The sequence below is a fragment of the Streptomyces sp. NPDC002181 genome (genome assembly GCF_042890485.1).
Taxonomy (GTDB): domain Bacteria; phylum Actinomycetota; class Actinomycetes; order Streptomycetales; family Streptomycetaceae; genus Streptomyces.
The window spans coordinates 478,260-504,119 of the sequence record NZ_JBIASC010000001.1; the positions used below are offsets into that span (position 1 = coordinate 478,260).

Annotated in this window: 19 protein-coding genes; 9 read left to right on the top strand and 10 right to left on the bottom strand. The window is 73.7% G+C overall.

Features of this window, described 5'->3' with window-relative positions; translation table 11 throughout:
• Positions 1–36: 36 nt before the first annotated feature.
• Genes ACFYXV_RS02175 through ACFYXV_RS02190 form a run of 4 tightly spaced genes read right to left on the bottom strand, consistent with a single transcriptional unit; the run spans position 37 to position 4,787 of the window.
• A complete protein-coding gene (locus ACFYXV_RS02175) occupies positions 37–672 on the bottom strand; it encodes an ATP/GTP-binding protein (protein WP_389381828.1) in 636 nt (211 codons plus the stop codon).
• On the bottom strand, positions 653–1,096 hold the full coding sequence (locus ACFYXV_RS02180; protein WP_385462258.1) for a DUF742 domain-containing protein: 444 nt from the start codon (positions 1,094–1,096) through the stop codon (positions 653–655). The genes ACFYXV_RS02175 and ACFYXV_RS02180 overlap by 20 nt, the downstream gene beginning before the upstream one ends.
• Positions 1,093–1,593 (bottom strand): roadblock/LC7 domain-containing protein, encoded by a 501-nt coding sequence (locus ACFYXV_RS02185; protein WP_385462255.1) that lies wholly within the window; start codon positions 1,591–1,593, stop codon positions 1,093–1,095. Before ACFYXV_RS02185 ends, ACFYXV_RS02180 begins: the two co-directional genes overlap by 4 nt.
• Positions 1,590–4,787, bottom strand: coding sequence for a nitrate- and nitrite sensing domain-containing protein (locus ACFYXV_RS02190; protein WP_389381829.1), 3,198 nt, complete (start codon positions 4,785–4,787; stop codon positions 1,590–1,592). The genes ACFYXV_RS02185 and ACFYXV_RS02190 overlap by 4 nt, the downstream gene beginning before the upstream one ends.
• 471 nt (positions 4,788–5,258) lie before the next feature.
• Between ACFYXV_RS02190 and ACFYXV_RS02195 the strand changes: the two genes are divergently transcribed.
• The gene (locus ACFYXV_RS02195) at positions 5,259–6,032 is read left to right on the top strand and encodes a protein phosphatase 2C domain-containing protein (RefSeq protein WP_383347357.1); all 774 of its coding nucleotides are present in this window, start codon (positions 5,259–5,261) and stop codon (positions 6,030–6,032) included.
• Positions 6,033–6,035: 3 nt separating this feature from the next.
• Here the strand turns inward: ACFYXV_RS02195 and ACFYXV_RS02200 are convergent, their stop codons facing one another.
• From ACFYXV_RS02200 to ACFYXV_RS02215, 4 genes are all read right to left on the bottom strand, one after another.
• Complete coding sequence (locus tag ACFYXV_RS02200; RefSeq protein ID WP_048475449.1) at positions 6,036–6,488, bottom strand: MarR family winged helix-turn-helix transcriptional regulator; 453 nt, start codon at positions 6,486–6,488, stop codon at positions 6,036–6,038.
• Positions 6,489–6,640: 152 nt separating this feature from the next.
• Positions 6,641–9,040, bottom strand: a complete 2,400-nt coding sequence (lon, locus tag ACFYXV_RS02205; RefSeq protein ID WP_389381830.1) for an endopeptidase La — start codon at positions 9,038–9,040, stop codon at positions 6,641–6,643.
• A 227-nt stretch (positions 9,041–9,267) separates the two neighbouring features.
• The gene (locus ACFYXV_RS02210; RefSeq protein ID WP_389381831.1) at positions 9,268–10,020 is read right to left on the bottom strand and encodes a DUF4097 domain-containing protein; all 753 of its coding nucleotides are present in this window, start codon (positions 10,018–10,020) and stop codon (positions 9,268–9,270) included.
• Between the two features lie 85 nt (positions 10,021–10,105).
• Positions 10,106–10,972, bottom strand: a complete 867-nt coding sequence (locus ACFYXV_RS02215) for a sulfurtransferase (protein WP_389381832.1) — start codon at positions 10,970–10,972, stop codon at positions 10,106–10,108.
• A gap of 189 nt (positions 10,973–11,161) precedes the next feature.
• Between ACFYXV_RS02215 and ACFYXV_RS02220 the strand changes: the two genes are divergently transcribed.
• Together ACFYXV_RS02220 and ACFYXV_RS02225 are read left to right on the top strand one after the other, a co-directional pair.
• On the top strand, positions 11,162–12,250 hold the full coding sequence (locus ACFYXV_RS02220) for a hypothetical protein (RefSeq protein ID WP_389381833.1): 1,089 nt from the start codon (positions 11,162–11,164) through the stop codon (positions 12,248–12,250).
• Positions 12,247–13,776 (top strand): hypothetical protein, encoded by a 1,530-nt coding sequence (locus ACFYXV_RS02225; RefSeq protein WP_389381834.1) that lies wholly within the window; start codon positions 12,247–12,249, stop codon positions 13,774–13,776. The genes ACFYXV_RS02220 and ACFYXV_RS02225 overlap by 4 nt, the downstream gene beginning before the upstream one ends.
• Here ACFYXV_RS02225 and ACFYXV_RS02230 read toward each other — a convergent pair.
• On the bottom strand, positions 13,773–15,086 hold the full coding sequence (locus tag ACFYXV_RS02230) for a hypothetical protein (RefSeq protein WP_385462235.1): 1,314 nt from the start codon (positions 15,084–15,086) through the stop codon (positions 13,773–13,775). The two genes, ACFYXV_RS02225 and ACFYXV_RS02230, sit on opposite strands and share 4 nt — an antisense overlap.
• Positions 15,087–15,512: 426 nt before the next feature.
• Here ACFYXV_RS02230 and ACFYXV_RS02235 point away from each other — a divergent pair, with 426 nt between their 5' ends.
• Both ACFYXV_RS02235 and ACFYXV_RS02240 read left to right on the top strand, forming a co-directional pair.
• On the top strand, positions 15,513–15,890 hold the full coding sequence (locus ACFYXV_RS02235) for a hypothetical protein (RefSeq protein ID WP_389381835.1): 378 nt from the start codon (positions 15,513–15,515) through the stop codon (positions 15,888–15,890).
• Positions 15,891–15,981: 91 nt separating this feature from the next.
• Positions 15,982–16,587, top strand: coding sequence for a hypothetical protein (locus ACFYXV_RS02240; RefSeq protein WP_389381836.1), 606 nt, complete (start codon positions 15,982–15,984; stop codon positions 16,585–16,587).
• A 67-nt stretch (positions 16,588–16,654) separates the two neighbouring features.
• Here the strand turns inward: ACFYXV_RS02240 and ACFYXV_RS02245 are convergent, their stop codons facing one another.
• Positions 16,655–17,311 (bottom strand): TetR/AcrR family transcriptional regulator, encoded by a 657-nt coding sequence (locus tag ACFYXV_RS02245; RefSeq protein WP_385462226.1) that lies wholly within the window; start codon positions 17,309–17,311, stop codon positions 16,655–16,657.
• Between the two features lie 163 nt (positions 17,312–17,474).
• Between ACFYXV_RS02245 and ACFYXV_RS02250 the strand changes: the two genes are divergently transcribed.
• From ACFYXV_RS02250 to ACFYXV_RS02265, 4 genes are all read left to right on the top strand, one after another.
• Positions 17,475–19,247 (top strand): glycoside hydrolase family 3 protein, encoded by a 1,773-nt coding sequence (locus tag ACFYXV_RS02250; protein ID WP_389381837.1) that lies wholly within the window; start codon positions 17,475–17,477, stop codon positions 19,245–19,247.
• A gap of 226 nt (positions 19,248–19,473) precedes the next feature.
• The gene (locus ACFYXV_RS02255; protein ID WP_030153642.1) at positions 19,474–20,214 is read left to right on the top strand and encodes a response regulator transcription factor; all 741 of its coding nucleotides are present in this window, start codon (positions 19,474–19,476) and stop codon (positions 20,212–20,214) included.
• Between the two features lie 65 nt (positions 20,215–20,279).
• The gene (locus ACFYXV_RS02260; RefSeq protein WP_385462332.1) at positions 20,280–21,332 is read left to right on the top strand and encodes an ATP-binding protein; all 1,053 of its coding nucleotides are present in this window, start codon (positions 20,280–20,282) and stop codon (positions 21,330–21,332) included.
• Positions 21,333–21,591: 259 nt separating this feature from the next.
• Positions 21,592–25,479, top strand: a complete 3,888-nt coding sequence (locus ACFYXV_RS02265; protein ID WP_385462219.1) for a multifunctional oxoglutarate decarboxylase/oxoglutarate dehydrogenase thiamine pyrophosphate-binding subunit/dihydrolipoyllysine-residue succinyltransferase subunit — start codon at positions 21,592–21,594, stop codon at positions 25,477–25,479.
• Positions 25,480–25,860: the final 381 nt, after the last annotated feature.

Sequence of the window (25,860 nt, forward strand, 5' to 3'; positions counted from 1 at the left end):
GATTCGGGTGTCCGGTTCAACAGTTCTGCGGCGGTTCTAGGTTTCCGGGGTCTCGTCGAGCGCGTGGCCCACCAGCGTCACCAGGGACTCGACGACGGTGTCCCGGCGCCGCGCGTCCATGACCACCACCGGCACGTGCGGCCCGATGGTCAGCGCCTCCCGCACGTCCTGCGGTTCGTACGCGTGCGAACCCTCGAAGTGGTTCACCGCGACGGCGTACGGGAGCCCGCAGCTCTCGAAGTAGTCGAGTGCCGGGAAGCAGTCGCGCAGCCGGCGCGTGTCGGCCAGGACGATGCCGCCGATGGCGCCGCGCACCAAGTCGTCCCACATGAACCAGAACCGCTCCTGGCCCGGGGTCCCGTACACGTACAGCACGAGGTCGTCGGCGAGGGTGACGCGGCCGAAGTCCATCGCGACGGTGGTGGTGCTCTTGTCCGGGGTGCCGGACAGGTCGTCCGTCGGGGCGCTCGCCTGGGTCATCACCGCCTCGGTGCGCAGCGGGGTGATCTCGGAGACGGAGGACACGAAGGTGGTCTTGCCGACCCCGAAGCCGCCCGCGACCAGCACCTTGACGGCGACGGGGGCGCGGGAGCGGTCGTACTGCCAGGGCTGGACGGGCTCGTCCGCCAGGGCCTGGGCGTAGGCGGGCGGGTCAGAGACTGCGAAGACCACTGAGCACCCTTTCCAGCAGCGCGCGTTCGGGGCGGCCGGGGCCGTGCCCGGTCCCGTAGACGCGTATCCGTCCCTGGTCGGCGAGGTCGCTGACCAGGACGCGGACCACCCCCAGCGGCAGCTTCAGCAACGCGGATATCTCGGCGATGGTGCGCATGCGGCGGCAGACCTCGACTATGGCCGGCATCTCGGGCATGCGGTCCTCGGGCTCGGGCCGCTGCGGCTCCGACGCCCGGGTGTCGCAGGCGGCGACGAACGTCTCCACGTGCAGGATCTGTGCGAAGCGGGTGCGGCCGCCCGTGACGGAGTACGGGCGGACGCGGGCGGGCCGGCGGCCGGCTCCGCGTATCGGCAGGTGGTCGGAGGCGGACGCCCCACCCGACGCCGGAGCCGGCTCACCTGACGCCGGGGCCGTACTCCTCACGGGGTCTTCTCCATCGACTGGCGCAGCTCGCTGCGGACTTCGGGGGTCAGTACGTGGCCGGCCCGGCCCACGAACAGGGCCATGTGGTACGCCACCACGCTCATGTCGCAGTCGGGGGCGGCGTGCACGCCGAGCAGCGAGCCGTCGCTGATGGCCATGACGAAGACGGAGCCGTGCTCCATCGCCACCATCGTCTGCTTGACCGCCCCGCCCTCCATGAGCTCGGCGGCGCCCGTGGTGAGGCTGCCGAGGCCGGAGACGATCGTGGCCAGGTCGGCGGAGGCGCCGCGCGGGCCCTTGGTGCGCGCGGGGCCCTCGCCGGAGGCGGCGGCCGCGCCTGCGGCCGCTCCCCCGGGGTCGGAGGACAGCAGCAGGAGCCCGTCCGAGGACACGACGGCGACGGAGTTGACGCCGGGCACCTCCTCGACCAGGTCGGTCAGCAGCCACTGCAGGTTGCGGGCCTGGGTGCTCAGTCCGTACGTACTGGGCGCGGTCATGTGCGTGCCTCCTGTGCGGTGTCCCCCTGGTCGGTGTCCTGTGCGAGCTCGGCGGCCACGACGCGCCGTCCGTCCCGCGTCCCCTGGTAGAAGCCGCCGAGCCGGCGGCGCAGCTCCTCCGCGTCGACCCGGCGCGGCGGCTGGGGCCGTACCGCCTCGGGGCGGGGCGCGGCCACCGTGCGCGGGGTCCGCTTGGGCAGCCCCTTGCCGGTGACGGCCGCCGTCTCCGGTCCGGCGTCGGGGTGGCTCCCCTGGCGGGGGACCCAGTCGGCCTCGTCGGGTGCGTGCCGGTGGTTCTCCGCCGGGCCGTCGGGGGCGACGGCGGTGGCGGACTGCCCGGGCAGCGGCAGGCCTGCTTCCGGTACGTCGGCCCGCGGGCCGGCGTCAGGCAGCGGTTCGGGGGACGCCGGGTCGGGGCCGGGCGCCGCGAAGGCCTCCGGTCCCGCGTCGGGGACGACGCGCGCGAGGAGCTCTTCACCGGGATCGCTCTCCCCCGGGGCCTGTTCGGTGCTCCCGGCCGCGGTGAACACCTGGTCGGCGGGCGGCAGCTCCGGCTCGGCCGGCGGAGCGGCGTCCGGCACCACCCGGGCCAGCAGCTCCTCGGCGGGCTCCCCGAAGCCGTGCCCGGCGGTGAACACCTGGTCGGCGGGCGGCAGCTGCCCGTCTCCGGCCGGGGAGTACTCCCGCGCGTCCGGCTCCAGCCCACCGGCCAGATCCGGGCCGAGACCGGCCAGGTCCGCACCGGCCTCCGCAGTGGTGTCCGGACCGGGGGAGGCTTCCCCGTCCTCTGCCGCGTCCGCCGTGACGTCGGCGTCCGGCTCCGGGGCCGCCTCCGGCTCCGGGGCCGGGGCCGCACCGGCGTCGGCGGGCGCGTCCGGGCCGTGACCTGGAGTCTCGTCGGGAGCCGGGGCCGAAGAGCCCTCCGCGGCCGCGTCGGCGGCGAAGTCCGTGTCCGGCAGCTCCGGGTCCCACTCCATGCCCCGCAGGAGCTCCGCGTCCGCCTCCGGGCCCGGGTCCCGGAAGCGCTCGGCAGGGGCGGCGGCGAGGGCCGCCGGGGCGGCCTGTGCCGAAGCCTCGGCTTCCCGTTCCACCGCCGGGTCCTGGGGCAGTCTCCGGCCCGGGATCGTGTTCTCGTTCGCCTCCGCGATCACACCCGGCAGCCGCAGCTCCGGCACGCCCGGCGCCGGGTTCGCGTAGGTGTGCACCGGCGACCTGGGCGGCGTCGTCGGCAGCAGCGTGGCCGGGACGACCACGAGGGCCTCCGTGCCCGCGTGCCGCCCGGGCCGCAGCTCGGCCGTGACCCCGTGCCGGGCCGCGAGGCGGCCCGCCACGTACAGGCCGAGGCCCAGGCCGTGTTCGGACTCCGGCTCCTCGTCGTAGGCCTCCGGCGTGGCCAGGCGGGCGTTCAGCGCCTCCAGCCGGTCGCCGGTGATCCCGATGCCCTCGTCCACGACGGAGAGCACCACGTCGCCCGAGTCGAGCAGCCATCCGGAGACCCGGACCTTGGCCTCGGGCGGCGAGAACGTCGTCGCGTTCTCCAGCAGTTCGGCGAGCACGTGCGAGATGTCGTCGGCCGCGTGCCCGGCGACCTGCGTGAACGGCGGCAGGGCCGCCAGGTCGACGCGCTCGTAGCGCTCGATCTCGCTGACCGCCGCCCGCGCCACGTCCACCAGCGGGACCGGCGCGGCACCGGCGCCGTGGCCGTGTTCCTGGCCGGCCAGGACCAGCAGGTTCTCGTTGTGGCGGCGCATGACCGTCGCCAGGTGGTCCAGCTTGAACAGGGTCGCCAGCCGGTCCGGGTCCTGCTCCTTGGACTCCAGCTCCTCGATGACCTGGAGCTGGCGCTCCACCAGTCCCAGCGTGCGCAGCGAGAGCGAGACCGAGGTCGTCGACATGATGCGGCGGTGCTCCTCCAGCCCCGCACGCAGCTCCGTCAGCTCCAGCTCCAGCGCCTCGCGGCTCGCGGCCAGTTCCCGCTCCAGTGCCTCGCGGGCCGCGGAAAGGGCCTCGTTGCGGCCGATGAGCCGGCGCCCGTCGGCGTCGAGGCCGGCGATGCGGGTGTGCAGGGACACCGTCTGGTCGCGGACCGCGTTGAGGTGGCGCACGACCTCGGCGAACTCGTCGTTGCGGCCGGTGAAGCGGACCGGCTCCACCGATCCCTCCGGGGTCGCCAGCCGGGCCGCGCCGCGGCGCAGTACGGACAGCGGACGGGTCAGCGAGCGCGCGACGGCCGTCGCGAAGCCGATGGCCACCAGGAACAGCAGGCCGAGGGCCGCGACCAGCATCTCCAGGCGGGTCACGTCGTCGTCGCGCAGGGTGGCGAGCGCGGTGGCCCGCTGTCCGGCGAGGGTGGCCTCGACGGAGCGCATGCGGTCGATGCGGGCGGTGAGCGAGGGGGCGACGGTCGCGCCGTCGAGGCGGCGGTCGGCCGTGGACAGCGTGGGCCGCTCGGTGAGCCGCTTGAGGTAGTCGTCGGCCGTCTTGACGTCGGGTCCGGTGACGGTGGCGGCGAGGCTCTGGCGTACGTCGGGGCGCGCGACCCGGTTGAAGTCGTCGAGCGCGGCCTGTTCCCGTACGCGGGCCCGCTGGGCGGCGGTGGTCAGTTCGTCCACGGCGGCCGTGTTGGAGGACTGCTCGCCGCGGGGGACGGCCAGCGCGGCGAGCAGCAGTCCGCGGGTGGCCGAGGCCTGTTCGACGGCCTGGCCGAGGGGGGCCAGCGGGCGGGTGGTGGCGAGGGCGGCGACGGCGCGCGGCGGGGTCCGCTCGGCGAGCAGGTCACCGGGCGCGAGGAGTTCCGCGATGACGCCCGCGTAGGCCTGGTGGGCGGCGAGGGCGGTGCCCTTCCCGTCGACGGCCTCGGCGCGGACGGCCTGGACGCGGCCGAGGGCGAGGGCGAGCGCCTCGTCGGCCTCGTTGCGGACCTCGGCGAGCTGGCGGTCGGTGAGCGCGGTGCGCTCCTGGACGGGGCCCTTGGCCTGGGCGCCGGGGCGGCCCTTGGCCACGTACTCGACGACGGCGTCGCGCTCGTCGCCGAGGAGGTGCGCGAGGGTGAGGGTGTGCTGGGTCCGCTCGGCGAGCGTGACCAGCTGCTGGGAGTCGTTCAGCTCCCGCGTCGCGGAGACCACGGCCGGGGCACCGGCCGCGAGGACGGTGAGGCCGGCGACGGCGACGCCGATGACGAGCCTGCTGCGCACGCGGACGGGGCGTCCTGCGGGGGCGGGTCCGTCGGTGGCGGTGCCGTTCTTCCGAGACCGCTTCTTCTGCACCGGTGCTCGCAATCCTGTACGTGTGCTCGTGCTCGTCTACTCGTGTGGCCGAGGTAACGGCCGGTCAACAAGTAAACGCCCCCTGCCCCCTCGTACCGCCTCAGACCTTTGCAGTGTGTTGGGGAGAGAGCCTGACATCGCCCACCCGGCCACTCGAACGAGTGAACATCACGGATGAGTTGGCGACCAACTCGGCGGTGCGCCTTCGGAGCTCCGTCATGGACGGGTGGTTGAAAGATCGGCGAGGGCTTTGGCACTATGCCCGCCCACATCCCCGGCGGGGCCGCCCCGGGCCGTTCCGGGCGGGTGGACGGGGTGCGCGCGAAGAACCCCCGATTGGTACGGACTTTTTGGACCGGCGCGGCCCGCCGGGCGGCGGAGGGCGGGCAGGATGTCCGCATGCGCATCGACCTCGCCTCGGCCCCCGGCCACCCGGAACGCCCCAACGAGGACTGGCTATCGGCGGCGATGCCCGCCACGGGCGGCGGAGTCCTGGTCGCCCTGGACGGGGTCACCCCGCCGAGCGGCGAGGTGGGGTGTTCGCACGGCGTGCCCTGGTTCGCGGCCCGGCTCGGGGGCCGATTGACCGAACTGTCCGGATCGCGGCGGGACATGCCGCTGGGCCGGATCCTGGCGCAGTCCATCCGCGACACCGCCGACGCGCACCGCGAAACCTGTGACCTTTCTCACGTGCGGACCCCGCAGGCCACCGTGGTGATGGCGCGGTGGGACGAGGCCTACGTGGAGCACCTCGTGCTCTCGGATTCCGTACTGCTCCTCGAAGCGCCCGGCGGCGAGGTCACGGCGGTGCTCGACGACCGGCTGGACCGGATCCCGCGCGAGCTGCTGCGGACGGCCGCCTCGGCCGACGCGCTGCGCAACGCGGAGGGCGGCTTCTTCACGGCGGCGGCGGACCCGGAGGTCGCGGCGCGGGCGGTGACGGGACGTACCCCGCGGGGGCGGGTCCGGGCGCTGGCGGCGCTCACCGACGGGGCGAGCCGGTGGACGGACACGTTCGGGGAGGGCGACTGGGCGCAGTGCCTGGCGGTGCTCCGCAAGGAGGGCGCGCAGTCCCTGATCGCCCGGGTCCGCACCCTGGAGTCGGACCCGGCCCGCGCGCACGGGCGCGGCAAGCGCCACGACGACGCCTCGGCGGCGTACGCGGAGCTGTAGCGGCTACTCCGCTCCCTGGTTCAGCTGGTGCAGGAGCCGGGCGAGTTCGGCCACTTCCCCGCGGTCCCAGTCGGCGAGCTTGCGCATGTACTGCTCGCGCCTGGCCCCCCGTACGCGCAGGAACCGCTCCCGGCCCTCGTCCGTGAGGCCGACCAGGAAGGCCCGGCCGTCGGCCGGGTCCGGTTCGCGCGCCACCAGCCCCAGCAGCTCCAGGGCCCGCAGCTGGCGGCTCATGGTGGCCTTGCCGACGCCGAAGTAGGCGGCGAGCTCGGTGGCCCGCTGCCGGCCCGCCGCCTCCAGCCGCACGAGCAGCCCGTACGCCGCCGGCTCCAGCTCGGGGTGGAGCGCGCGGGCCATCTCCCCGGACGAGGCCCTGGCACGCCGGAGGAAGACGGACAGCTCCCGCTCCAGGGCAAGGAACTCCTGGTCTTCGCTTCCGTGCACGTCCGCTCCCATCGGTGGTGTCCTGAGGCACCAGTATTTCGCAGCGCCCCGCCGCCCGCCCCGGGACCCCGCCGCACCGGCCTTCCGGGGAGAAGGGCGGTGAAGCCGGCCCCCGGGACCACGTGGGTCCCGGGGGCCGGCTTCACCGTCGCGAGAGGGACCGGTCAGGCGGCCGCGGGCACCGCCACGGCCTCCGCCTGACTGAGGGCCAGTTCCAGTACCTGGCGCACGTCCGTCACCGGGTGGACCTCCAGTCCCTCCAGCACCTCGGACGGGACGTCGTCCAGGTCGGCCTCGTTCCGCTTCGGGATGATCACGGTGGTCAGGCCGGCCCGGTGCGCGGCCAGCAGCTTCTGCTTGACCCCGCCGATGGGCAGGACGCGCCCGGTGAGGGAGACCTCGCCGGTCATGGCCACGTCCGTGCGCACCTGCCGCCCGGAGAGCAGCGAGGCGAGGGCCGTGGTCATCGTGATGCCCGCGCTCGGGCCGTCCTTCGGCACCGCGCCCGCCGGGAAGTGGATGTGCACGCCCCGGTCCTTCAGGTCGGCGACCGGTAGCTCCAGCTCCGCGCCGTGCGAGCGCAGGAAGCTGAGCGCGATCTGCGCCGACTCCTTCATCACGTCGCCGAGCTGGCCGGTGAGGGTGAGTCCGGCGGCCCCGGTCTCGGGGTCGGCCAGCGAGGCCTCGACGAACAGGACGTCGCCGCCCGCGCCGGTGACGGCGAGTCCGGTGGCCACCCCGGGCACGGCGGTGCGCCGCTCGGCGGGGTCCTGCGCGGACTCCGGGACGTGGTGCGGGCGTCCGATGAGCCCGCGCAGGTCGTCGGCGCCGATGCGCAGCGGCAGCTCCCGCTCCCCCAGCTCGTGCTGGGAGGCCACCTTGCGCAGCAGTCGCGCGATGGACCGCTCCAGGGTGCGCACGCCCGCCTCGCGGGTGTACTCCCCTGCCAGCCTGCGCAGGGCGTCCTCCTCCAGCACCACCTCTTCGGCGCCGAGGCCGGCGCGCTCCAGCTGGCGGGGCAGCAGGTGGTCCCGGGCGATGACGACCTTCTCGTCCTCGGTGTATCCGTCGAGGCGCACGAGCTCCATGCGGTCGGCGAGCGCCTCGGGGATGGCTTCCAGGACGTTGGCGGTGGCCAGGAACACCACGTCGCTGAGGTCCAGCTCCACTTCCAGGTAGTGGTCCCGGAAGGTGTGGTTCTGGGCGGGGTCCAGGACCTCCAGCAGCGCGGCCGCCGGGTCCCCGCGGAAGTCCGACCCGACCTTGTCGATCTCGTCGAGCAGGACGACCGGGTTCATGGACCCGGCTTCCTTGATGGCCCGTACGATCCGGCCGGGCAGGGCGCCGACGTACGTGCGGCGGTGGCCGCGGATCTCGGCCTCGTCGCGGACGCCGCCGAGGGCGACGCGGACGAACTTGCGGCCCATGGCGTGCGCGACGGACTCCCCGAGGGAGGTCTTGCCGACGCCGGGCGGCCCGACGAGGGCCAGGACGGCGCCGCCGCGGCGGCCTCCGATGACGCCCATGCCGCGCTCGCTGCGCCGCTTGCGCACGGCGAGGTACTCGGTGATGCGGTCCTTGACGTCGCTCAGCCCGGCGTGCTCGGCGTCGAGGACGGCGCGGGCGCCGCGGATGTCGTACTCGTCCTCGGTCCGCTCGTTCCAGGGCAGTTCGAGGACGGTGTCGAGCCAGGTGCGGATCCAGGAGCCCTCGGGTGACTGGTCACTGGAGCGCTCCAGCTTGTCGACCTCCTTGAGCGCGGCCTCCCGTACGTTCTCGGGCAGGTCGGCGCCCTCGACCCGGGCCCGGTAGTCGTCGGACTCCTCGCCGTCCTTCTCGCCGTTCAGCTCGCGCAGTTCCTTGCGGACGGCCTCCAGCTGACGGCGCAGCAGGAACTCGCGCTGCTGCTTCTCGACGCCGTCCTGGACGTCCTTGGCGATGGACTCGGCGACGTCCTGCTCGGCGAGGTGGTCGCGCAGCCAGCTGATGGCCAGCTTGAGGCGGGCGACGGGGTCGGCGGTCTCCAGCAGCTCGACCTTCTGGGCGACCGTCAGGAACGGCGAGTACCCGGAGTTGTCGGCGAGCGCGGACACCCCTTCGATCTGCTGGACCCGGTCCACGACCTGCCAGGCTCCGCGCTTCTTGAGCCAGCTGGTGGCGAGTGCCTTGTACTCCTTGACGAGCTCGGTGACGGACCCGGGCAGCGGGTCGGGCAGCCGCTCGTCGACGCTCTCGCCCTCGACCCAGAGCGCGGCCCCGGGCCCGGTGGTGCCGGCTCCGATCCTGACGCGGCCGACACCGCGGATGAGCGCGCCGGGGTCCCCGTCGGAGAGCCGCCCCACCTGCTCGACGGTCCCGAGCACACCGGTGCCGGCGTACTTCCCGTCGACCCGCGGCACGAGCAGCACCCGGGGCTTCCCGCTGCGGACCGCCGCCTGGGCGGCCTCGACGGCCCCCCGCACCTCGGCGTCGGACAGGTCCAGCGGAACGACCATCCCAGGCAGCACGACCTCGTCGTCGAGCGGCAGCACGGGCAGAGTGAGCGTTACGGACGTCGAAGCCATGATCTTCCCTCCGGCAGTGAAGTTGAGCTATGCCGACTCAATGCATGTGCGCCCCCCAATGTTCCCCAACCACCGTTCGCCCCCGGCGAACACCCGGAGCACCCCCGTCGCCACACCCGGTGCGCGCCCGGCCTCTCCACCCGGAACCCGGCGCCGACCTCGCACGACGCCGACGGCGCCGGCGGCGGGCGGCGGGCGGCGGGCGGCCGGCGGCGGGCGGCGCGGGGTCAGCCCGCCGGCCGGATGCGGATGTCGCCCGAGGAGGTGCGGACCGAGAGGCGGGACGGGGCACCGGAAGTGGTGGGGAGGGTGTCGCGGGTGCCCGAGGTGGTGGCCGCGGTGATGTCGTACGGGGCCCGGGGGACGCTCAGGGTGATGTCGCCCGAGCGGGATTGCGCCGTCACCCTGGCCGGCGGGCTCGTGAACGCCACGCGGGCGTCGCCCGAGGAGGTGCGGAGGTCCGCCTCCGGGGCGGTCAGGGCGGTGGCGGTGACCGACCCCGACGAGGTACGGACCTTCAGGGGGCCGGCGATGCGGTCGGCGCTGACGTCGCCGGAGGAGGACGAGAGGTCCGCCCCCGCCACCCCCCTCACCGAAATGCGGCCGCTGCCGCTCGCCAGCGTCACCGTGGCCGAGGCCGGGACCTCCAGGCGGTAGTCGACGCGGCAGGAGTCCGTGCACCCGTCCGTGAGGGTGAGGACGCCTTGCGACATCCGCCGGCCCGGCTTCGGCTCGGCGCCGCCGCGGTAGTGGACGGTCCGCCGGACCGTGACCCCCGGGCCCGTGCCGGGGGTCACCTCGACGGAGCCGCTCCGGGCCTCCTTCACCTCGACCGCGCTGACGGCCTCGGCCACCGTCTCGTCGGCCGTGGCCGTCCGCTGCCCGGTGTCCTCGAAGGAGCAGCCGTAGAGCAGCAGTCCGGCGGTCATGAGGACGACCACCGTCCGGCTGAAGCGCAATGACGTGATGTGGGAAGGCATGCGTTCGAGTGTGGTGTCCGGGCCGCCCTCTTTCGATGGGGGTCGTACCCCTGCCCGGGGTGGGGCCAGCCCCCGGTCCGAGCCGTCAGCCCGTGGCGGCCGGGAGTTCGGGGCGGCCGGCCCAGTCCGTCCAGGAGCCGTCGTAGACCGCCAGGGAGGAGCGGCCCGCGAGGGTGGCGCCCAGAGCGAGGACGCAGGCCGTCACGCCCGAGCCGCAGCTGAAGTAGAGCCGTTCCCGGTCACCGGTCAACGCCGCGAACACCTCGCGGAGTTCCCCGGCCGGCCGCATCAGGCCGCCGCGCTGGAGGTCCCCGAACGGCAGGTTCACCGCGCCGGGCATGTGGCCCCCGCGCAGCCCCGGCCGCGGCTCGGGGGCCGTGCCGGTGAAGCGTTCGCGCGTACGGGCGTCCAGTACGAGCGCCCCCGGATCGGCGAGGGCCGCCCCGACGGCGGCGAAGTCCACCAGCAGCCCCGGCCGCGGCCGGGCCGTGAAGGAGCCGGGCGGGCCCTCGTACGCGGGTCCGCCCTCCGCGACGGGCAGTCCGGCGGCGGTCCAGGCGGGCAGCCCGCCGTCCAGGACGGCCGCCCGGTCGAAGCCCATGGCGCGCAGCATCCACCAGGCCCGTGCGCTGGAGTAGAGGCCGGCGCCGTCGTAGACGACGACCGTGCTCGTGTCGTCGACACCGAGCGCGCGCAGCGCCTCCTCGAACGCGGCGGCCGCGGGCATGGTGTGCGGGGCGGGGGCGCCGTGGTCGGACAGGTCGCCGTCGAGGTCGAAGGGGCGCGCCCCCGGGATCCGCCGGCCGGCGCCGCGGTGGGCGCCCACGGAGGCGTCGAACACGACGAGCCCCGGCTCGCCGAGCCGGCCGGCCAGCCAGTCCACGCCGACCAGCGGGCCGGGCGGCGGCCCGGGCCGGGCGGGGGCCTCTGCGGGCGGGCGGATCGTGGTCATGCGGCACCTCCGGACGGTCGGCGGGCCGAAGACGTGGCGGCCCGTCACGCACATCCTCCTACGAAGTCGCGGCGCTCCGGCAAGGCACCTTGCCCATGAGGTAGTTGGCCGTATTTCGTCTCTGCTCCGGGCCCCGGGTACCGCACCATGGCGGTCCCCGGGGAGCCGGGGCCAAGGCTTGGGGGAGCCGTGACGGAGACGACCAGCGAGCAGCACGAACCGGCGGCCGGGTCCGCGCGCCCCGTCGGGGCGGCATCCGACGGCGGACCGGTGGAGCCGCACGAGCGGACGGAACAGGCCGGATCGGAATCCGACGCGGAAGCCGAACCCGACGCCGAACCCGACGCCGAAGCCGAACCCGATGCCGAACCCGAAAGCGACGCGGAGGCCGAACCGGACGCGGAAGCCGACGACCAGCCCGAAGCCGCGCCCGCCACCCCGCCCGAAGAGCCGGATCAGGAGCCGGAGCCGGAGCCGGACTCCGAAGGCCGCCGACTCGGCACCCGGGTGCGCGGACAGCTGCGGACCTTCGCGCTCGCCGCCGCCGGAGTGGCGCTCAGCGCGGTCGTCGCCGCGGTCGTCTCGGCGTACCTCGACATCTGGTCCGCGAGCGAGCCACCGCCCGGTGCCCCGCGGATCACGGCCGCATCCGAGGTCTGGTGGGACCTGCTCAACGACCACCACCTCGTACGGGCCGCGCCGGGCTCCACGTACGAGAAGGAACCGCTCCTCATGGGCGATGCCCAGGACTCCCTGGCGCAGATCGTCGCCGAGGGCGGGGTCGACGCGGGCATGATGAGGATCCGGCTGATCCTCACGAACCTCACCCGCACGCCCGCCACCATCACCTCCGTCCGGGCCCGCATCGAACGCACGCACCCCGTGCCCGCCGGCCCGCTCTACCGCTGCGGCGGGCCCCAGGGAGTCGGTGAAGTCAGCCGGGTGACCCTCGATCTGTCCCGCCCCCGGCAGCCCGCCATGGAGCAGGGTGCCGAAGGGCAGCCGCAGGCGCAGTATCCGAGCTCCAAGGTCCAGGTGGCGGCCCAGGGGGATCCGGCCTACTTCGACGTCGCCGTCGAGGCGGGCACCGCGACGGGTCCGGCGGCCGTCGCCTACGAGTTCGTGCTCGACGTCGCCTACACGCAGGGGAGCCGTCAGCAGCACCTGCTCGTGGACACGGCGGGACGTCCGTTCGTCCTGGCCCAGGGGACCGACACGTTGAACCGGGCATTCCGCTGCAACGGCACCAAGTGGGTCGCACCGGGAGAAGCGGGATGAGCGCCGACGCGGCGAGCCGCCGGCCGGGGGGCCGGCGCCGTTCCGCCGTCACCGCGGCGGCCTCCGTCCTCGTCCTCGTCCTGTGCTCCGCCCTCACCGTCGCGCTCCTGCGTGCGCTGTTCCCCGCCCCGGACGGTCCCGGCCGGCACGGCCTGTACGCGACGGGCGCACCGCTCCTGGACGTCGCCGGCGACGGCGGCCCCTGGAGCGCCACCCTCCCCCAGCCCGGCCGAAAGCCGCCCGCCGAGCTGATGCGCGGCGTGCTGGGCTGCGTCCCGTTGTTCCGGTGGGCCACCGCTGCCCGAGCCGTACCCCGCGGGCAGGTCACCCTCGCGTACTCCGTCGGGGCCTCCCCCTCCCGGGCGGCCGTGGTCCGCGGGGTGCGCGTGGTCAAGGGGCCCGCGATATCCGTGCCGCGCGGCGACGACGTCGGCTGCGCCGGACGGGGGCGGGAGGAACGGCTGGCGGCCGTCACCGTGGCCCGCGGCAAGCCCGTGCAGCCGGTCCGCCTCTCCCTGGACCACGCCGGCATCCGCAAGGAGGCCCCGCTTCCGGTCCGGGCCGGCGGTACGGCCACGGGGCTGGTCACCGTCACGACGACCACCTGCGCCTGCTCCTGGTGGCTGGAACTGGACGTGGAGGAGAGCGGCAGGCAGGTCACCGTACGGGTGGACGACGACGGCCGCCCCTTCACCCTGGCACCGCCGGCGGCCGCGCTGTCGACCTCCGCCGACCGGGACTTCCAGATCCCCCGCCCGCTGTCCCGGGCCTTCGGCGACCCGCAGCCTCCCCAGGCCGGCGTCTCCGTCGCCGCCGCCCTCGTGCCGCAGCCCGACCACTGGGAGGCCGAGTCCGATGCCCCGCAGGACCCGCCGGCCGCCGTCGGGGGCGAAGCGCGGCTCGGCGAGGTGGCCTGTGGCCGCATGTACGACTCGGTGCTGCGCGCCGGCGGAGTTCCGGCCGGCGACCACCAGCTCCAGCTCGTGATCAGCGGCCCTCCCCTCACGGAGGGAGCGGTCCTGAACGCGTCGGTGCGGCTGGAGAGCGTCCGTCTCGACGCCGCGCAGCGCTACCGCTACTCCTGCGCGCGCGACGGCGTGAAGCCGGTCGCCCCCATCGACATGATCGGCATCGAGCGGCACCTGTTCCCCAACACCCTGCACGCGCTGGGCCCCTTCCCCAGCGGCTCGCTGAAGTACGACCCGAGCTGGCGCCCCGAGCGGGGCGTGGGCCTGTCGATGCCGCTCGCCGTGGACGAGCTGTTCGCCTTCGGCAAGGCGGGCACGGACGGCCGGGGCACCTTCGGCATCGGCGCCGTCGTCGCGCCCACCCAGGCCACCTACGGCATGACGGTGGACGTGACGGTCACCCTGCCGACCGGCGAACGCAGCGCGTTCACCCTGACCGACCACGGCAAGCCGTTCCTGCTCGGACCCGACACGACCGAGCTGAACCCGGCGCACCAGCAGGACTACGTCGAACCGTTCGCCGGTCCACACGCCCGCTACCAGGACAGACTTCGCTAGGGGGTGTCGTCGCGACCGCAGTGGCCCGGCCGCGCGTAGAGGGCGATCCGGGCGCCCCGGACCTCGTCCACCGAGCACAGCTCGAAGTGCGAGGCCAGCGTCTGGCGTTTGACCGCCTCGCGGGGGTACGGGTCCAGCGGCTGGTCCGCCGGGTCCAGGAGGGCCACGACCCGGGGGGCGTCCGCCAGGCGGGTCCGGATCTCGGCGGGCGGGAGCTCCGTTCCCTGGAGGCTGTGCGAGGCCCCCGGGGTGCGGTCCAGGGCCAGGTCGCGCAGGCTCCCGTACAGCCGCGGCGAGGAGAGCAGCCACTCGCGCCGCCGCGAGGGCATGAACAGCACGGCGTCTCCCGGCCGCGCCCGTTCCCGTACGGTCGCGGCCACCGCGAGCACGTCGTCCTTGCGGCTCTCGGGGGTGCGCAGCCATACCGACCACCACCCGAACGGCACCAGCAGGGCGCCCACCAGCACCCACGGCCACCACCCCCGGGCCGCCGCCAGCCGGGCCCCGGCGAGCAGGGCGAGGCCGGCGAGCGCGTAGAGCACGTACCGGTCCACGTACCAGGGGTGGACGAGGGAGACCGCCATCAGCAGGCCGGGCGGCAGCAAGACCAGCGGCAGGGCGACCCGGACCAGCTCCCGCGGCAGCGCCGGGCTCCGCGCGAGCAGCAGCGAGACCGCCGCCACCACCGCGTACGCCGCCCAGTCCCGCCAGCTCGGCCGGCCGAGCCAGCCCAGCTGCTGCTCCGCCTGCCGGGCGCTCACCGCGGCCAGCGGCAGCAGCAGGGCCACCACCGCGGCGGCGCTCCACCGCCAGCCGCGGGAGCGCCGGGCGGTGACCCCGTGCGCGAGGAGGGCCAGTACGGCGAACTCGTGCAGCCAGCAGCCGAGCACCAGCACCGCGGAGTACGCGATCCAGCGCTCGCGCAGCATCAGGTACGTCGCCCACACCACGGCGGCCGCGACGAGGGCGTACGAGCGGCCCTCCTGGGCGTACATCTGCACGGGCGGCAGCACGGCGTAGGCCGCGCCGGACCACAGCGCCGCCCGCTCCCCGGCGAGCCGGTGCGCGACGGCGGCCACCCCGGCGGCGGCGAGGGCGGTGGCGGCGACGGAGGGCAGGCGCAGCGCCCACAGGCCGGCCGCACCCGGCCCGCCGCCCGGCCCGGCTCCCCCGCCGTCCCAGACCAGGAACACCGCGCGCATCAGCAGGTAGTACAGCCCGTGGACGGCGTCGACCCGGCCGAGCAGCTCCGCGATCGAGCCGGGCGCCCGGTGCGCGACCTGCCAGGTGACGGACTCGTCGCGCCACATGCTGCCGCGGCCGTCCGCGCCGGCGCGCTCCAGGCCCCAGAGGCCGAGCAGGACGGCGAGCAGCGGCGGAAGCCAGCGCCAGGCGGCGATGCGGCGGCGGATGTCGTCCTCCTGGTGCTGTCCGTGCGGGTGGTGCCGACTCCATACTCGGGGATCGGTCCGAAAACCTTTGGGGGTGGTCGTGTGCGCACCTTGCGAGCGGTCGCGGCGGTACTGCTGGGTGCGGTTCTCCTGGCGGGGTGCGGTTCGGGGGGCGGCGGCTCGGACAAGCCGTCCGGGAGTCCCCCGGCGGGCGGTGGCGGCAGCGGTGCGGCGTCGGCTCCGCCGTCGGCCTCCGCTCCGGCGCAGCCGTCTTCCGGGCCCGCGTCCCCAGGGGCGACGGACCCCGCGCCGGGGAAGCCGTCCGGCGCCCCGAGCGCCTCCTCCGTGCCCGTCTCCCCCGGGCCCTCCTCGGCGCTGGAGCGCCTGGTCACCGTCACCCGCACCGGCGGCTACGCCGGGAAGGCGGCCACGTTGGCGGTCAAGGGCGACGGCTCGTGGACCCGGCTGGACCGCCGGCTGAACCCGGCGGGCACCGGGAAGCTGCCGGCGGACCGGGAGGCGAGGCTGCGCACGGCGCTCGCCCAGGCGGACCTCGCGCGCCTGCCGAGGTTCCCGACGGGCGGCCCGGCGGTGTTCGACGGGTTCGTCTACACCTTCGTGCACGGCGGCTACGAGGTCACGGTGGCCCAGGATTCCCTGACCCCGGCCCTGCGCGGCGTGCTGGCCGAACTGCCCCCGTTCGAGGCCGACCCGTCGCGTTGACTACGCCCGGGCCCGGCCGTTGACTGAAAGAGGAGCGACCACCGCAACAGAGGTCCGCCGAGGGGGGCTCCCCCGAGAAAGGTCGCGGCCCATGTATCGCAGACGTCCGAACCCCGTCGCGCGCACGCTGCCGATCCTCGCCGCACTCGCGCTGTCCCAGGTGATCGGGGCGGGGGGCGGTGTCGCTCAGGCCGCGGCGCCACCCGCCCGGGGCCCGTCGGCGGCGGCCGCTCCGACGTTCACCTGCCTCACCAAGGCCGACCCGTACTGGGACGGCTGCCGCGCCGGGTACGCCGCCGGCTGGCCGGTCGGCCTCAAGTGCAAGCCCAAGCCCTCCCTGGACTACGGCGATCCCCAGAACCGCTACCGCCACGGGTACGTCGACGGCTACGGCGAGGCGTACGACGCCGCCCTCAAGCAGTCCAAGTGCCCTCCGCTCGTGCCGGTACCCGCGAACCCGGTCCCGCCCGCGCAGCCCCCGCCCGCGCAGCCTCCGCCCGCGCCGCGGGAGGACGCGCAGCAGGCGCGGGAGATCCGCCGGTTCAACGCCGTCAAGGCCGCCTGTGTGGCCAAGGCCCCCGCGGGGGCGACGGCCGAGGCCCAGCAGCAGTTCGTGGCGGTGTGCCTGAAGGAAGCGGGCTACCCGAACGGGCTGCCGTTCAAGGAAGGCGACGCGGCGGACGCCGTACCGCACTGACGCGCGCGGCCGGTCCGGTCGGCCCGCCGGCGCGCCCTTGCCCACCGCCCCGGCCGCCCCCGGCCGCTCAGGCCGCCGGCAGGCCCGTGCCCGACGTCGAGATCCCGCGCAGTTGCCGGTCCAGGTACGCGTGCAGCAGGGCCGGCATGTCCACGGCCCCGGGGGCCAGGACCCATTGGATCTGGAGGCCGTCCATCACGGCGAGGGTCTCGCGGGCGACCGCCTCGCAGTCGGTGGCGGGACGCAGTTCGCCCCGCGCCACGCCCGTCTCCAGCAGCCGGACGTTGTGGGCGAGCACCCGGGCGTAGCGCTGCGTGAAGTAGCCGTGCGCCGGGTGGCCGGGGTTTCCGGACTCGCCGACGAGCGTGTTGTACATCCGTACGAGGCCGGGCCTGCGGGCGTTGTCCGCGGCCAGGGCGACGACGGTCGCGTAGTACGCGGCGACGGACTGCGCCGGCTCGCTGAACAGCCGCTCCACGTCGTGCTGCTCGCTCCGCGCAAGCACCGACAGCAGCAGGTCCTCCTTGCCGCGGAAGTGGTGCAGGAGCCCGCCCTGGGTGATGCCGCAGTCCTGGGCGATGCGGGCGAGCGAGGAGGCGTTGAAGCCCCACTGCGCGAAGTGCTCCACCGCGGTGTCGAGGATCTTGCGGCGGCGGGCGTCGCCCACCGCGTAGGTGCCGCGGCCGGCGGCCTTCGGGGCGGCCGCCTCCTTGTGCTGTGCCATGCGGACCACCCTAGGCGGTGCCGTCGCGGACCCCGGAAGGGGTGATCCAGCTCACTTTTCCAAAACCTAGTGGGTGCAAGGTTTTCGCGCTTACGGTGGTGCGCACCCTCCCCGGAACCGCCGCACCGCACCGCACCGCACCGCACCCAGGAGCCGTACGCCGATGAACGCCACGCCCCCCGCCGCCATCCCCCCGTACAAGGACGCCGCCCTCCCCGTGGACGAGCGCGTGGCGGACCTGCTCTCCCGGATGACGCCGGAGGAGAAGGCCGGCCAGCTCTTCCACTCCATGCTGATGATGAATCCGGACGGCACCCCGGTCACCGAGACCGACGGTTCGATGCTCCCGTTCACCACCCCCGAGCTGATCGGGGACCGGCACATCAGCCACTTCAACCTGCTCGGCACCTACGGCGCCCGCGAGATGGCGCAGTGGCAGAACGCGGTGCAGGAGATGGCCGCGGCCACCCGCCTCGGCATCCCGGTCACCCTCTCGACCGACCCGCGCCACGCCTTCACCGACAACGTCGGCGCCTCCTTCAACTCCGGCGCCTTCTCCGCCTGGCCGGAGGCGCTGGGCCTGGCCGCGATCGGCGACCCCGAGCTGGTCTTCCGCTTCGCGGACACCGTCCGCCGCGAGTACCTGGCCGTGGGCTTCCGCGTCGCCCTGCACCCGCAGATCGACCTGGCCACCGAACCCCGCTGGGCCCGCCAGACCGGCACGTTCGGCTCCGACGCGCGGCTCACCGCCGAGCTGGTGAGGGCGTACGTACGGGGCCTGCAGGGCCCGGAGCTCGGACCGGAGTCCGTCTCGGCGATGGTCAAGCACTTCCCCGGCGGCGGCCCGCAGAAGGACGGCGAGGACCCGCACTTCGCCCACGGCAAGGAGCAGGTCTACCCGGGCGGGATGCGCGAGCACCACCTGGAGCCGTTCAAGGCGGCGATCGCCGCGGGCTGCGCGCAGATGATGCCGTACTACGGCCAGCCGATCGGCACGGACTGGGAGGAGGTCGGCTTCGGGTTCAACAAGGGCGTGGTCACGGGGCTGCTCCGGGAGGAGCTGGGCTTCGACGGGATCGTCTGCACCGACTGGGGGCTGCTCAACGACTCCTCGATCTTCGGCGAGACCCATCCGGCGCGGGCCTGGGGCGTGGAGCACCTGAGCGTCGCCGAGCGGGCGGCCCGCGCGCTGGACGCCGGAGCGGACCAGTTCGGCGGGGAGCAGTGTCCCGAGGTGATCGTGGAGCTGGTGCGCTCGGGCCGGATCCCGCAGGCCCGGATCGACGCGTCGGTGGCGCGGCTGCTGCGCGAGAAGTTCGTCCTCGGCCTGTTCGAGAACCCGTACGTGGACCCGGACGCGGCGGCGGAGACCGTCGGCCGGGCCGATTTCGCGGCCGCGGGCGCGGCGGCCCAGCGCCGCTCGCTCACGGTGCTCACCAACCCCGGCGGCCTCCTGCCGGTCCCCGGGACCCCGAAGCTGTACGTGGAGGGCGTGGACGGGGCGGTCGCGGCCGGCTACGGCGAGGTCGTGCCGGACCCGGGGGCGGCGGACCTGGCGGTGCTGCGGCTGCGCACCCCGTACGAGCCGCGGGAGAACCTCTTCGAGTCGTTCTTCCACTCGGGGTCGCTGGCCTTCCCGGAGCCGGAGCTCTCGCGGATCCTGGCGCTCCTGTCCCGCGTACCCACCCTGGTCTGCATCAACCTGGAGCGGGCGGCGGTGATCCCGGAGATCGCCGAGCGGGCGGCGGCGCTGATCGCGGACTACGGCGCCGAGGACGCGGCCCTGCTGGACGTGGCCTTCGGCCGCACGGCCGCACGGGGGCGGCTGCCCTTCGAGCTGCCGCGGTCGATGGCCGCGGTGGAGGCTTCACGGCCGGACGTGCCGAACGACACGGTCGACCCTGTGTTCCCGTACGGGCACGGCCTGTCCCTGTAGGGGGTCGACAAAAAGGTCGTCACATGCGCGCGGTGGCTGATGATCACCGCGCACCGGGTGGCCGTTCAGTGGGGGGACGGCCACCCGGCATCACCTCCCATATCCGCATTCCCGCCGTAATCGGAACCCCAGGTTCCGCACGTTTCCCTGTCCGAACCCCGCATAGCCGCAGGCCGGTGCCTCCTCTACGCTGCACCCCTACCACGCGGATCTTCAGGGGCGGGACATGGAACAGACACACACCACCCACGGCGGAGCCGCGGCCACCCCAGGCGCTCAGCGGCGCGTGCTCGTGGTCGAGGACGATCGCACGATCGCCGACGCGATCGCGGCCCGGCTGCGCGCCGAGGGCTTCCAGGTGCAGGCCGCATTCGACGGACCGGCCGCCGTGGCGGCGGCCGAGAGCTGGCAGCCCGAGCTGCTGGTCCTCGACGTGATGCTGCCCGGCTTCGACGGCCTGGAGGTCTGCCGCCGCGTCCAGGCGCAGCGTCCGGTGCCGGTGCTGATGCTCACCGCGCGGGACGACGAGACCGACATGCTGGTCGGGCTCGGGGTCGGCGCGGACGACTACATGACGAAGCCGTTCTCCATGCGCGAGCTCGCGGCGCGGGTCCACGTACTGCTGCGGCGCGTGGAGCGGGCCACCCTGGCCGCCACCGCCCCGCGCGGGGCCACCCTGCGCCTGGGCGACCTGGAGATCGACCACGCGCAGCGGCGCGTCCGGGTGCAGGCCGAGGACGTGCACCTGACGCCGACCGAGTTCGACCTGCTGGTCTGCCTGGCCGGGACCCCGCGGGCGGTGCTCTCCCGGGAGCAGCTGCTCGCCGAGGTGTGGGACTGGGCCGACGCGTCCGGGACCCGTACGGTCGACAGCCACATCAAGGCCCTGCGCCGCAAGATCGGGGCGGAGCGGATCCGTACGGTCCATGGCGTCGGGTACGCCCTGGAGACCCCGGCGCAGGCGTGAGCAACGGGCGCGATCGGGGGCGCGGCGTCAGCCGATCCGGTGGAGCCGGTGCTCGCACCGGGGGCCTGCGGCCCTTCTCCCCGTTCTCGATCAAGACCAAGCTGGGCACGCTCGTCGTGGTCTCGGTCTTCATCACCACGGGCCTCTTGATGGTGGCGGTGCGCACCAGCACCGAGTTCCGGTTCATCACGGTCTTCTCCGTGATCGCCTCGATGCTGATCACCCAGTTCGTGGCGCACAGCCTGACGGCGCCGCTGGACGAGATGACCACGGTGGCCCGGTCGATATCCGACGGGGACTACACCCGCCGGGTGCGCGGGGCCGGGCGCCGCGACGAGCTGGGCGACCTGGCCTCCACGATCAACCTGATGGCGGACGACCTGGAGGCGGTGGACCGGCACCGCAAGGAGCTGGTCGCCAACGTCTCGCACGAGCTGCGCACGCCGATCGCGGCACTGCGGGCGGTGCTGGAGAACGTGGTGGACGGGGTCTCGGCCGCCGATCCCGAGACCATGCGCACGATGCTGAAGCAGACCGAGCGCCTGGGCCGGCTCGTGGAGACCCTGCTGGACCTGTCCCGGGTGGACAACGGGGTGGTGCCGCTCAAGGCCCGCCGCTTCGAGGTGTGGCCGTACCTGTCGGGCGTGCTGAAGGAATCGGGCCTCGCCGCGGCCGGCCGGCCGGGCCTGTCCTCCGGCTCGGGCGGGCACACCCGCAACGACGTGCACCTGCACCTGGACGTGTTCCCGCCCGAGCTGACGGCGTACGCGGACGCCGAGCGCCTGCACCAGGTGGTGGCGAACCTGATCGACAACGCGGTCAAGCACAGCCCGCCGCACGGCCGGGTCACCGTCCGGGCCCGGGAGGGCGAAGCGCCCGGGAGCCTGGCGCTGGAGGTGCGGGACGAGGGGCCCGGGATCCCGGAGGCCGAGCGGCACCGGGTCTTCGAGCGGTTCAACCGGGGCAGCGCGAACGGCGGCGACGGGGGCACCGGACTGGGGCTGGCGATCGCCCGCTGGGCCGTGGGCCTGCACGGAGGGCATATCGGGGTGGCCGAATCGTCACGCGGGTGCCGCATCCTCGTCACGCTTCCGGGCAGCTCCCCGGCGTCACATTGACGTAGGGTTCGAGTGCGTAGGACATGATCTCGGCCACACGTGCCCGGGGTCCGTCAGGGGTGCGAAGCCATGGGGGCCGCAACCACGCTGCCCCCTACCCGAACCAGGCTGGTTTCCCGCCATTCAGACCGGCGAAACCCGCCGTTCGGTGTGACCTACATGACGTATCTCCCGCCCGGTCTGCATGCACCGGCCAGGGAGGCGTAGCCTTTATTCCCGCTGTCCATACCTTGTGAAGCGGAAGAGGGCGGTTGCCGCCGTGTCGCCACAGTCCCCCAGTAACCCGAGCACCACGACCGAAGCAGCAGAGGGCGGGAAGAACCCTGCCTCAGGCTTCGGTGCCAACGAGTGGCTCGTCGACGAGATCTATCAGCAGTACCTCCAGGACCCGAATTCGGTCGACCGGGCCTGGTGGGACTTCTTCGCCGACTACAACCCGGGGGGCGCTGCTTCTCCGGTGAAGCCGGACGAGCCCAGGAAGTCCCCGACGACGGACGGCGCCTCCGCACAGGCCGCCGCCGCCGTCGCCCCTCAGGTCTCCGACGCCGCCGCCACGGGGGCGGCGAGCGCCGCCGCGCCCTCTCCTGCCGCCGCGCCCAGGCCTGTGTCAGCTCCTGCCCCTGCTCCTGCCACCCCCTCTGGTGCCCCTGCTGTGACTGTCACCTCCCAGGCCCAGGCCGCCGCACCGGCCGCCGCAGCCCCTCAGGCCCCGGCTCCGGCCGCCGCCGCCCCCGCCGCCGCCCAGAAGGCCGCGCCCGCCGCCGAGGCCCCCGCGGGCCCCGAGCTGGTGACGCTCCGCGGCCCGGCGGCCGCCGTGGCCAAGAACATGAACGCCTCCCTCGACGTCCCGACGGCCACGTCCGTCCGCGCCGTCCCGGTGAAGCTGCTGTTCGACAACCGCATCGTCATCAACAACCACCTGAAGCGCGCCCGGGGCGGGAAGATCTCCTTCACGCACCTGATCGGCTACGCGATGGTGCAGGCCATCAAGGCCATGCCGTCGATGAACTACTCCTTCGCGGAGAAGGACGGCAAGCCCACCCTGGTCAAGCCGGAGCACGTGAACTTCGGCCTCGCGATCGACCTGGTGAAGCCGAACGGCGACCGCCAGCTCGTCGTCGCCGGCATCAAGAAGGCCGAGACCCTCAACTTCTTCGAGTTCTGGCAGGCGTACGAGGACATCGTCCGCCGCGCCCGCGTCGGCAAGCTGACGATGGACGACTTCACCGGCGTCACCGTCTCGCTGACCAACCCCGGCGGCCTGGGCACCGTCCACTCCGTGCCCCGCCTGATGCCCGGACAGTCGGTCATCATGGGCGTCGGCTCCATGGACTACCCCGCCGAGTTCCAGGGCACCTCGCAGGACACCCTGAACAAGCTGGGCATCTCCAAGGTCATGACCCTGACCTCGACCTACGACCACCGGGTCATCCAGGGCGCGGCCTCCGGCGAGTTCCTGCGCATCGTCGCGAACATGCTGCTCGGCGAGAGCGGCTTCTACGACGACGTCTTCGAGGCGCTGCGCATCCCGTACGAGCCCGTCCGCTGGCTCCGGGACATCGACGCCTCGCACGACGACGACGTCACGAAGGCCGCCCGCGTCTTCGAGCTGATCCACTCCTACCGGGTCCGCGGCCACGTCATGGCCGACACCGACCCGCTGGAGTACAAGCAGCGCAAGCACCCCGACCTCGACATCACCGAGCACGGCCTCACCCTGTGGGACCTGGAGCGCGAGTTCGCGGTCGGCGGCTTCTCCGGCAAGTCGATGATGAAGCTCCGCGACATCCTCGGCGTCCTGCGCGACTCGTACTGCCGCACCACCGGCGTCGAGTTCATGCACATCCAGGACCCGAAGCAGCGCCGCTGGATCCAGGACCGCATCGAGCGCCCGCACTCCAAGCCGGAGCGCGAGGAGCAGCTGCGCATCCTGCGCCGCCTGAACGCGGCGGAGGCCTTCGAGACCTTCCTGCAGACGAAGTACGTCGGCCAGAAGCGCTTCTCGCTGGAGGGCGGCGAGTCCGTCATCCCGCTGCTCGACGCCGTCATCGACTCGGCCGCCGAGGCCCGCCTCGACGAGGTCGCGATCGGCATGGCCCACCGCGGCCGCCTGAACGTGCTCGCGAACATCGTCGGCAAGTCGTACGCGCAGATCTTCCGCGAGTTCGAGGGCAACCTCGACCCGAAGTCCATGCACGGCTCCGGTGACGTCAAGTACCACCTGGGCGCCGAGGGCACCTTCACGGGCCTGGACGGGGAGCAGATCAAGGTCTCGCTCGTCGCCAACCCCTCGCACCTGGAGGCGGTGGACCCGGTCCTGGAGGGCGTCGTCCGCGCCAAGCAGGACGTCATCAACAAGGGCGGCACGGACTTCACCGTCCTGCCCGTCGCCCTGCACGGTGACGCGGCCTTCGCCGGCCAGGGTGTCGTCGCCGAGACCCTGAACATGTCGCAGCTGCGCGGCTACCGCACCGGCGGCACCGTCCACGTCGTCATCAACAACCAGGTCGGCTTCACCGCCGCCCCGGAGTCCTCGCGTTCCTCGATGTACGCGACCGACGTGGCCCGCATGATCGAGGCGCCGATCTTCCACGTGAACGGCGACGACCCGGAGGCCGTGGTCCGCATCGCGCGGCTCGCCTTCGAGTTCCGCCAGGCGTTCAACAAGGACGTCGTGATCGACCTCATCTGCTACCGCCGCCGCGGTCACAACGAGTCGGACAACCCGGCGTTCACGCAGCCGCTGATGTACGACCTGATCGACAAGAAGCGCTCGGTGCGCAAGCTGTACACCGAGTCCCTCATCGGTCGCGGCGACATCACGCTGGAAGAGGCGGAGCAGGCGCTCCAGGACTTCCAGGGCCAGCTGGAGAAGGTCTTCGCGGAGGTCCGCGAGGCCGCCACGCAGCCCGCCGGCGCCCCGGTGCCGCCCGCGCAGACCGCGCAGGAGTTCCCGGTCACGGTCAACACCGCCATCTCGCAGGACGTCGTCAAGCGGATCGCCGAGTCCCAGGTCAACATCCCGGACCACGTCACCGTGCACCCGCGTCTGCTGCCGCAGCTGCAGCGCCGTGCCGCGATGATCGACGACGGCACCATCGACTGGGGCATGGGCGAGACCCTCGCCTTCGGCTCGCTGCTGATGGAGGGCACCCCGGTCCGCCTGTCCGGCCAGGACTCCCGCCGCGGTACGTTCGGCCAGCGCCACGCGGTCCTCATCGACCGGGAGACCGGCGAGGACTACACCCCGCTGCAGTACCTGTCGGACGAGCAGGCCCGCTACAACGTCTACGACTCGCTGCTCTCCGAGTACGCGGCCATGGGCTTCGAGTACGGCTACTCGCTGGCCCGCCCGGACGCGCTGGTCCTCTGGGAGGCCCAGTTCGGTGACTTCGTCAACGGCGCGCAGACCGTCGTCGACGAGTTCATCTCCTCGGCGGAGCAGAAGTGGGGCCAGACCAGCGGCGTCACCCTCCTCCTCCCGCACGGCTACGAGGGCCAGGGCCCGGACCACTCGTCCGCGCGTCCCGAGCGCTTCCTCCAGATGTGCGCGCAGGACAACATGACGGTCGCCATGCCGACCCTGCCGTCGAACTACTTCCACCTGCTGCGCTGGCAGGTCCACAACCCGCACCACAAGCCGCTCATCGTCTTCACCCCGAAGTCGATGCTGCGTCTGAAGGCGGCGGCGTCGAAGGCGGAGGAGTTCACGAACGGTTCGTTCCGTCCGGTCATCGGCGACTCGACGGTGGACCCGAACGCGGTCCGCAAGGTCGTCTTCTGCGCGGGCAAGGTCTACTACGACCTGGAGGCCGAGCGGGAGAAGCGCGGCATCACGGACACCGCGATCATCCGCATCGAGCGGCTGTACCCGCTGGCGGGTGCCGAGATCCAGGCGGAGATCGCCAAGTTCCCGAACGCGGCGAAGTACATCTGGGCGCAGGAGGAGCCGGCGAACCAGGGCGCGTGGCCCTTCATCGCCCTCAACCTGATCGACCACCTCGACCTGGCGGTCGGCGCGGACGTCCCGGCGGGCGAGCGCCTGCGGCGCATCTCGCGCCCGCACGGCTCCTCCCCGGCGGTGGGCTCGGCGAAGCGCCACCAGGCGGAGCAGCAGCTCCTGCTGAACGAGGTCTTCGAGGCGTAACCGCTGAGCTGACCCGAACAAAGGCAAGGAAGGAAGGCCCGGCCCCCCGAGGGGTGCCGGGCCTTCCGGCTGTGGCGGGCGGGGGCGGGGGGAGGGGGGAGGCGGGCTGCGGCGGGAGGGGCGGCACCCTGTCGGTCCGCATCAGGGAGGGTTGGGGGTTTCCCGTCAGTCCCATCGTCCTTCCGGTGCGGGACGGCCCGTCAAGGGCGCTCCCTGCGGTCGCGTCGCTCCGCGATGGCCTACGGCCACCCTTGACCGACCGCCCCACCCCGGAAAGACAAGGACTGCCGAGAACCCCCCAAAAGAACGGCACGGGGCGGAGAGCCAGGACCGGGCACATCAGAGAGCCCCACCCGGGTCTGGCCCGGCTGCACCCACACG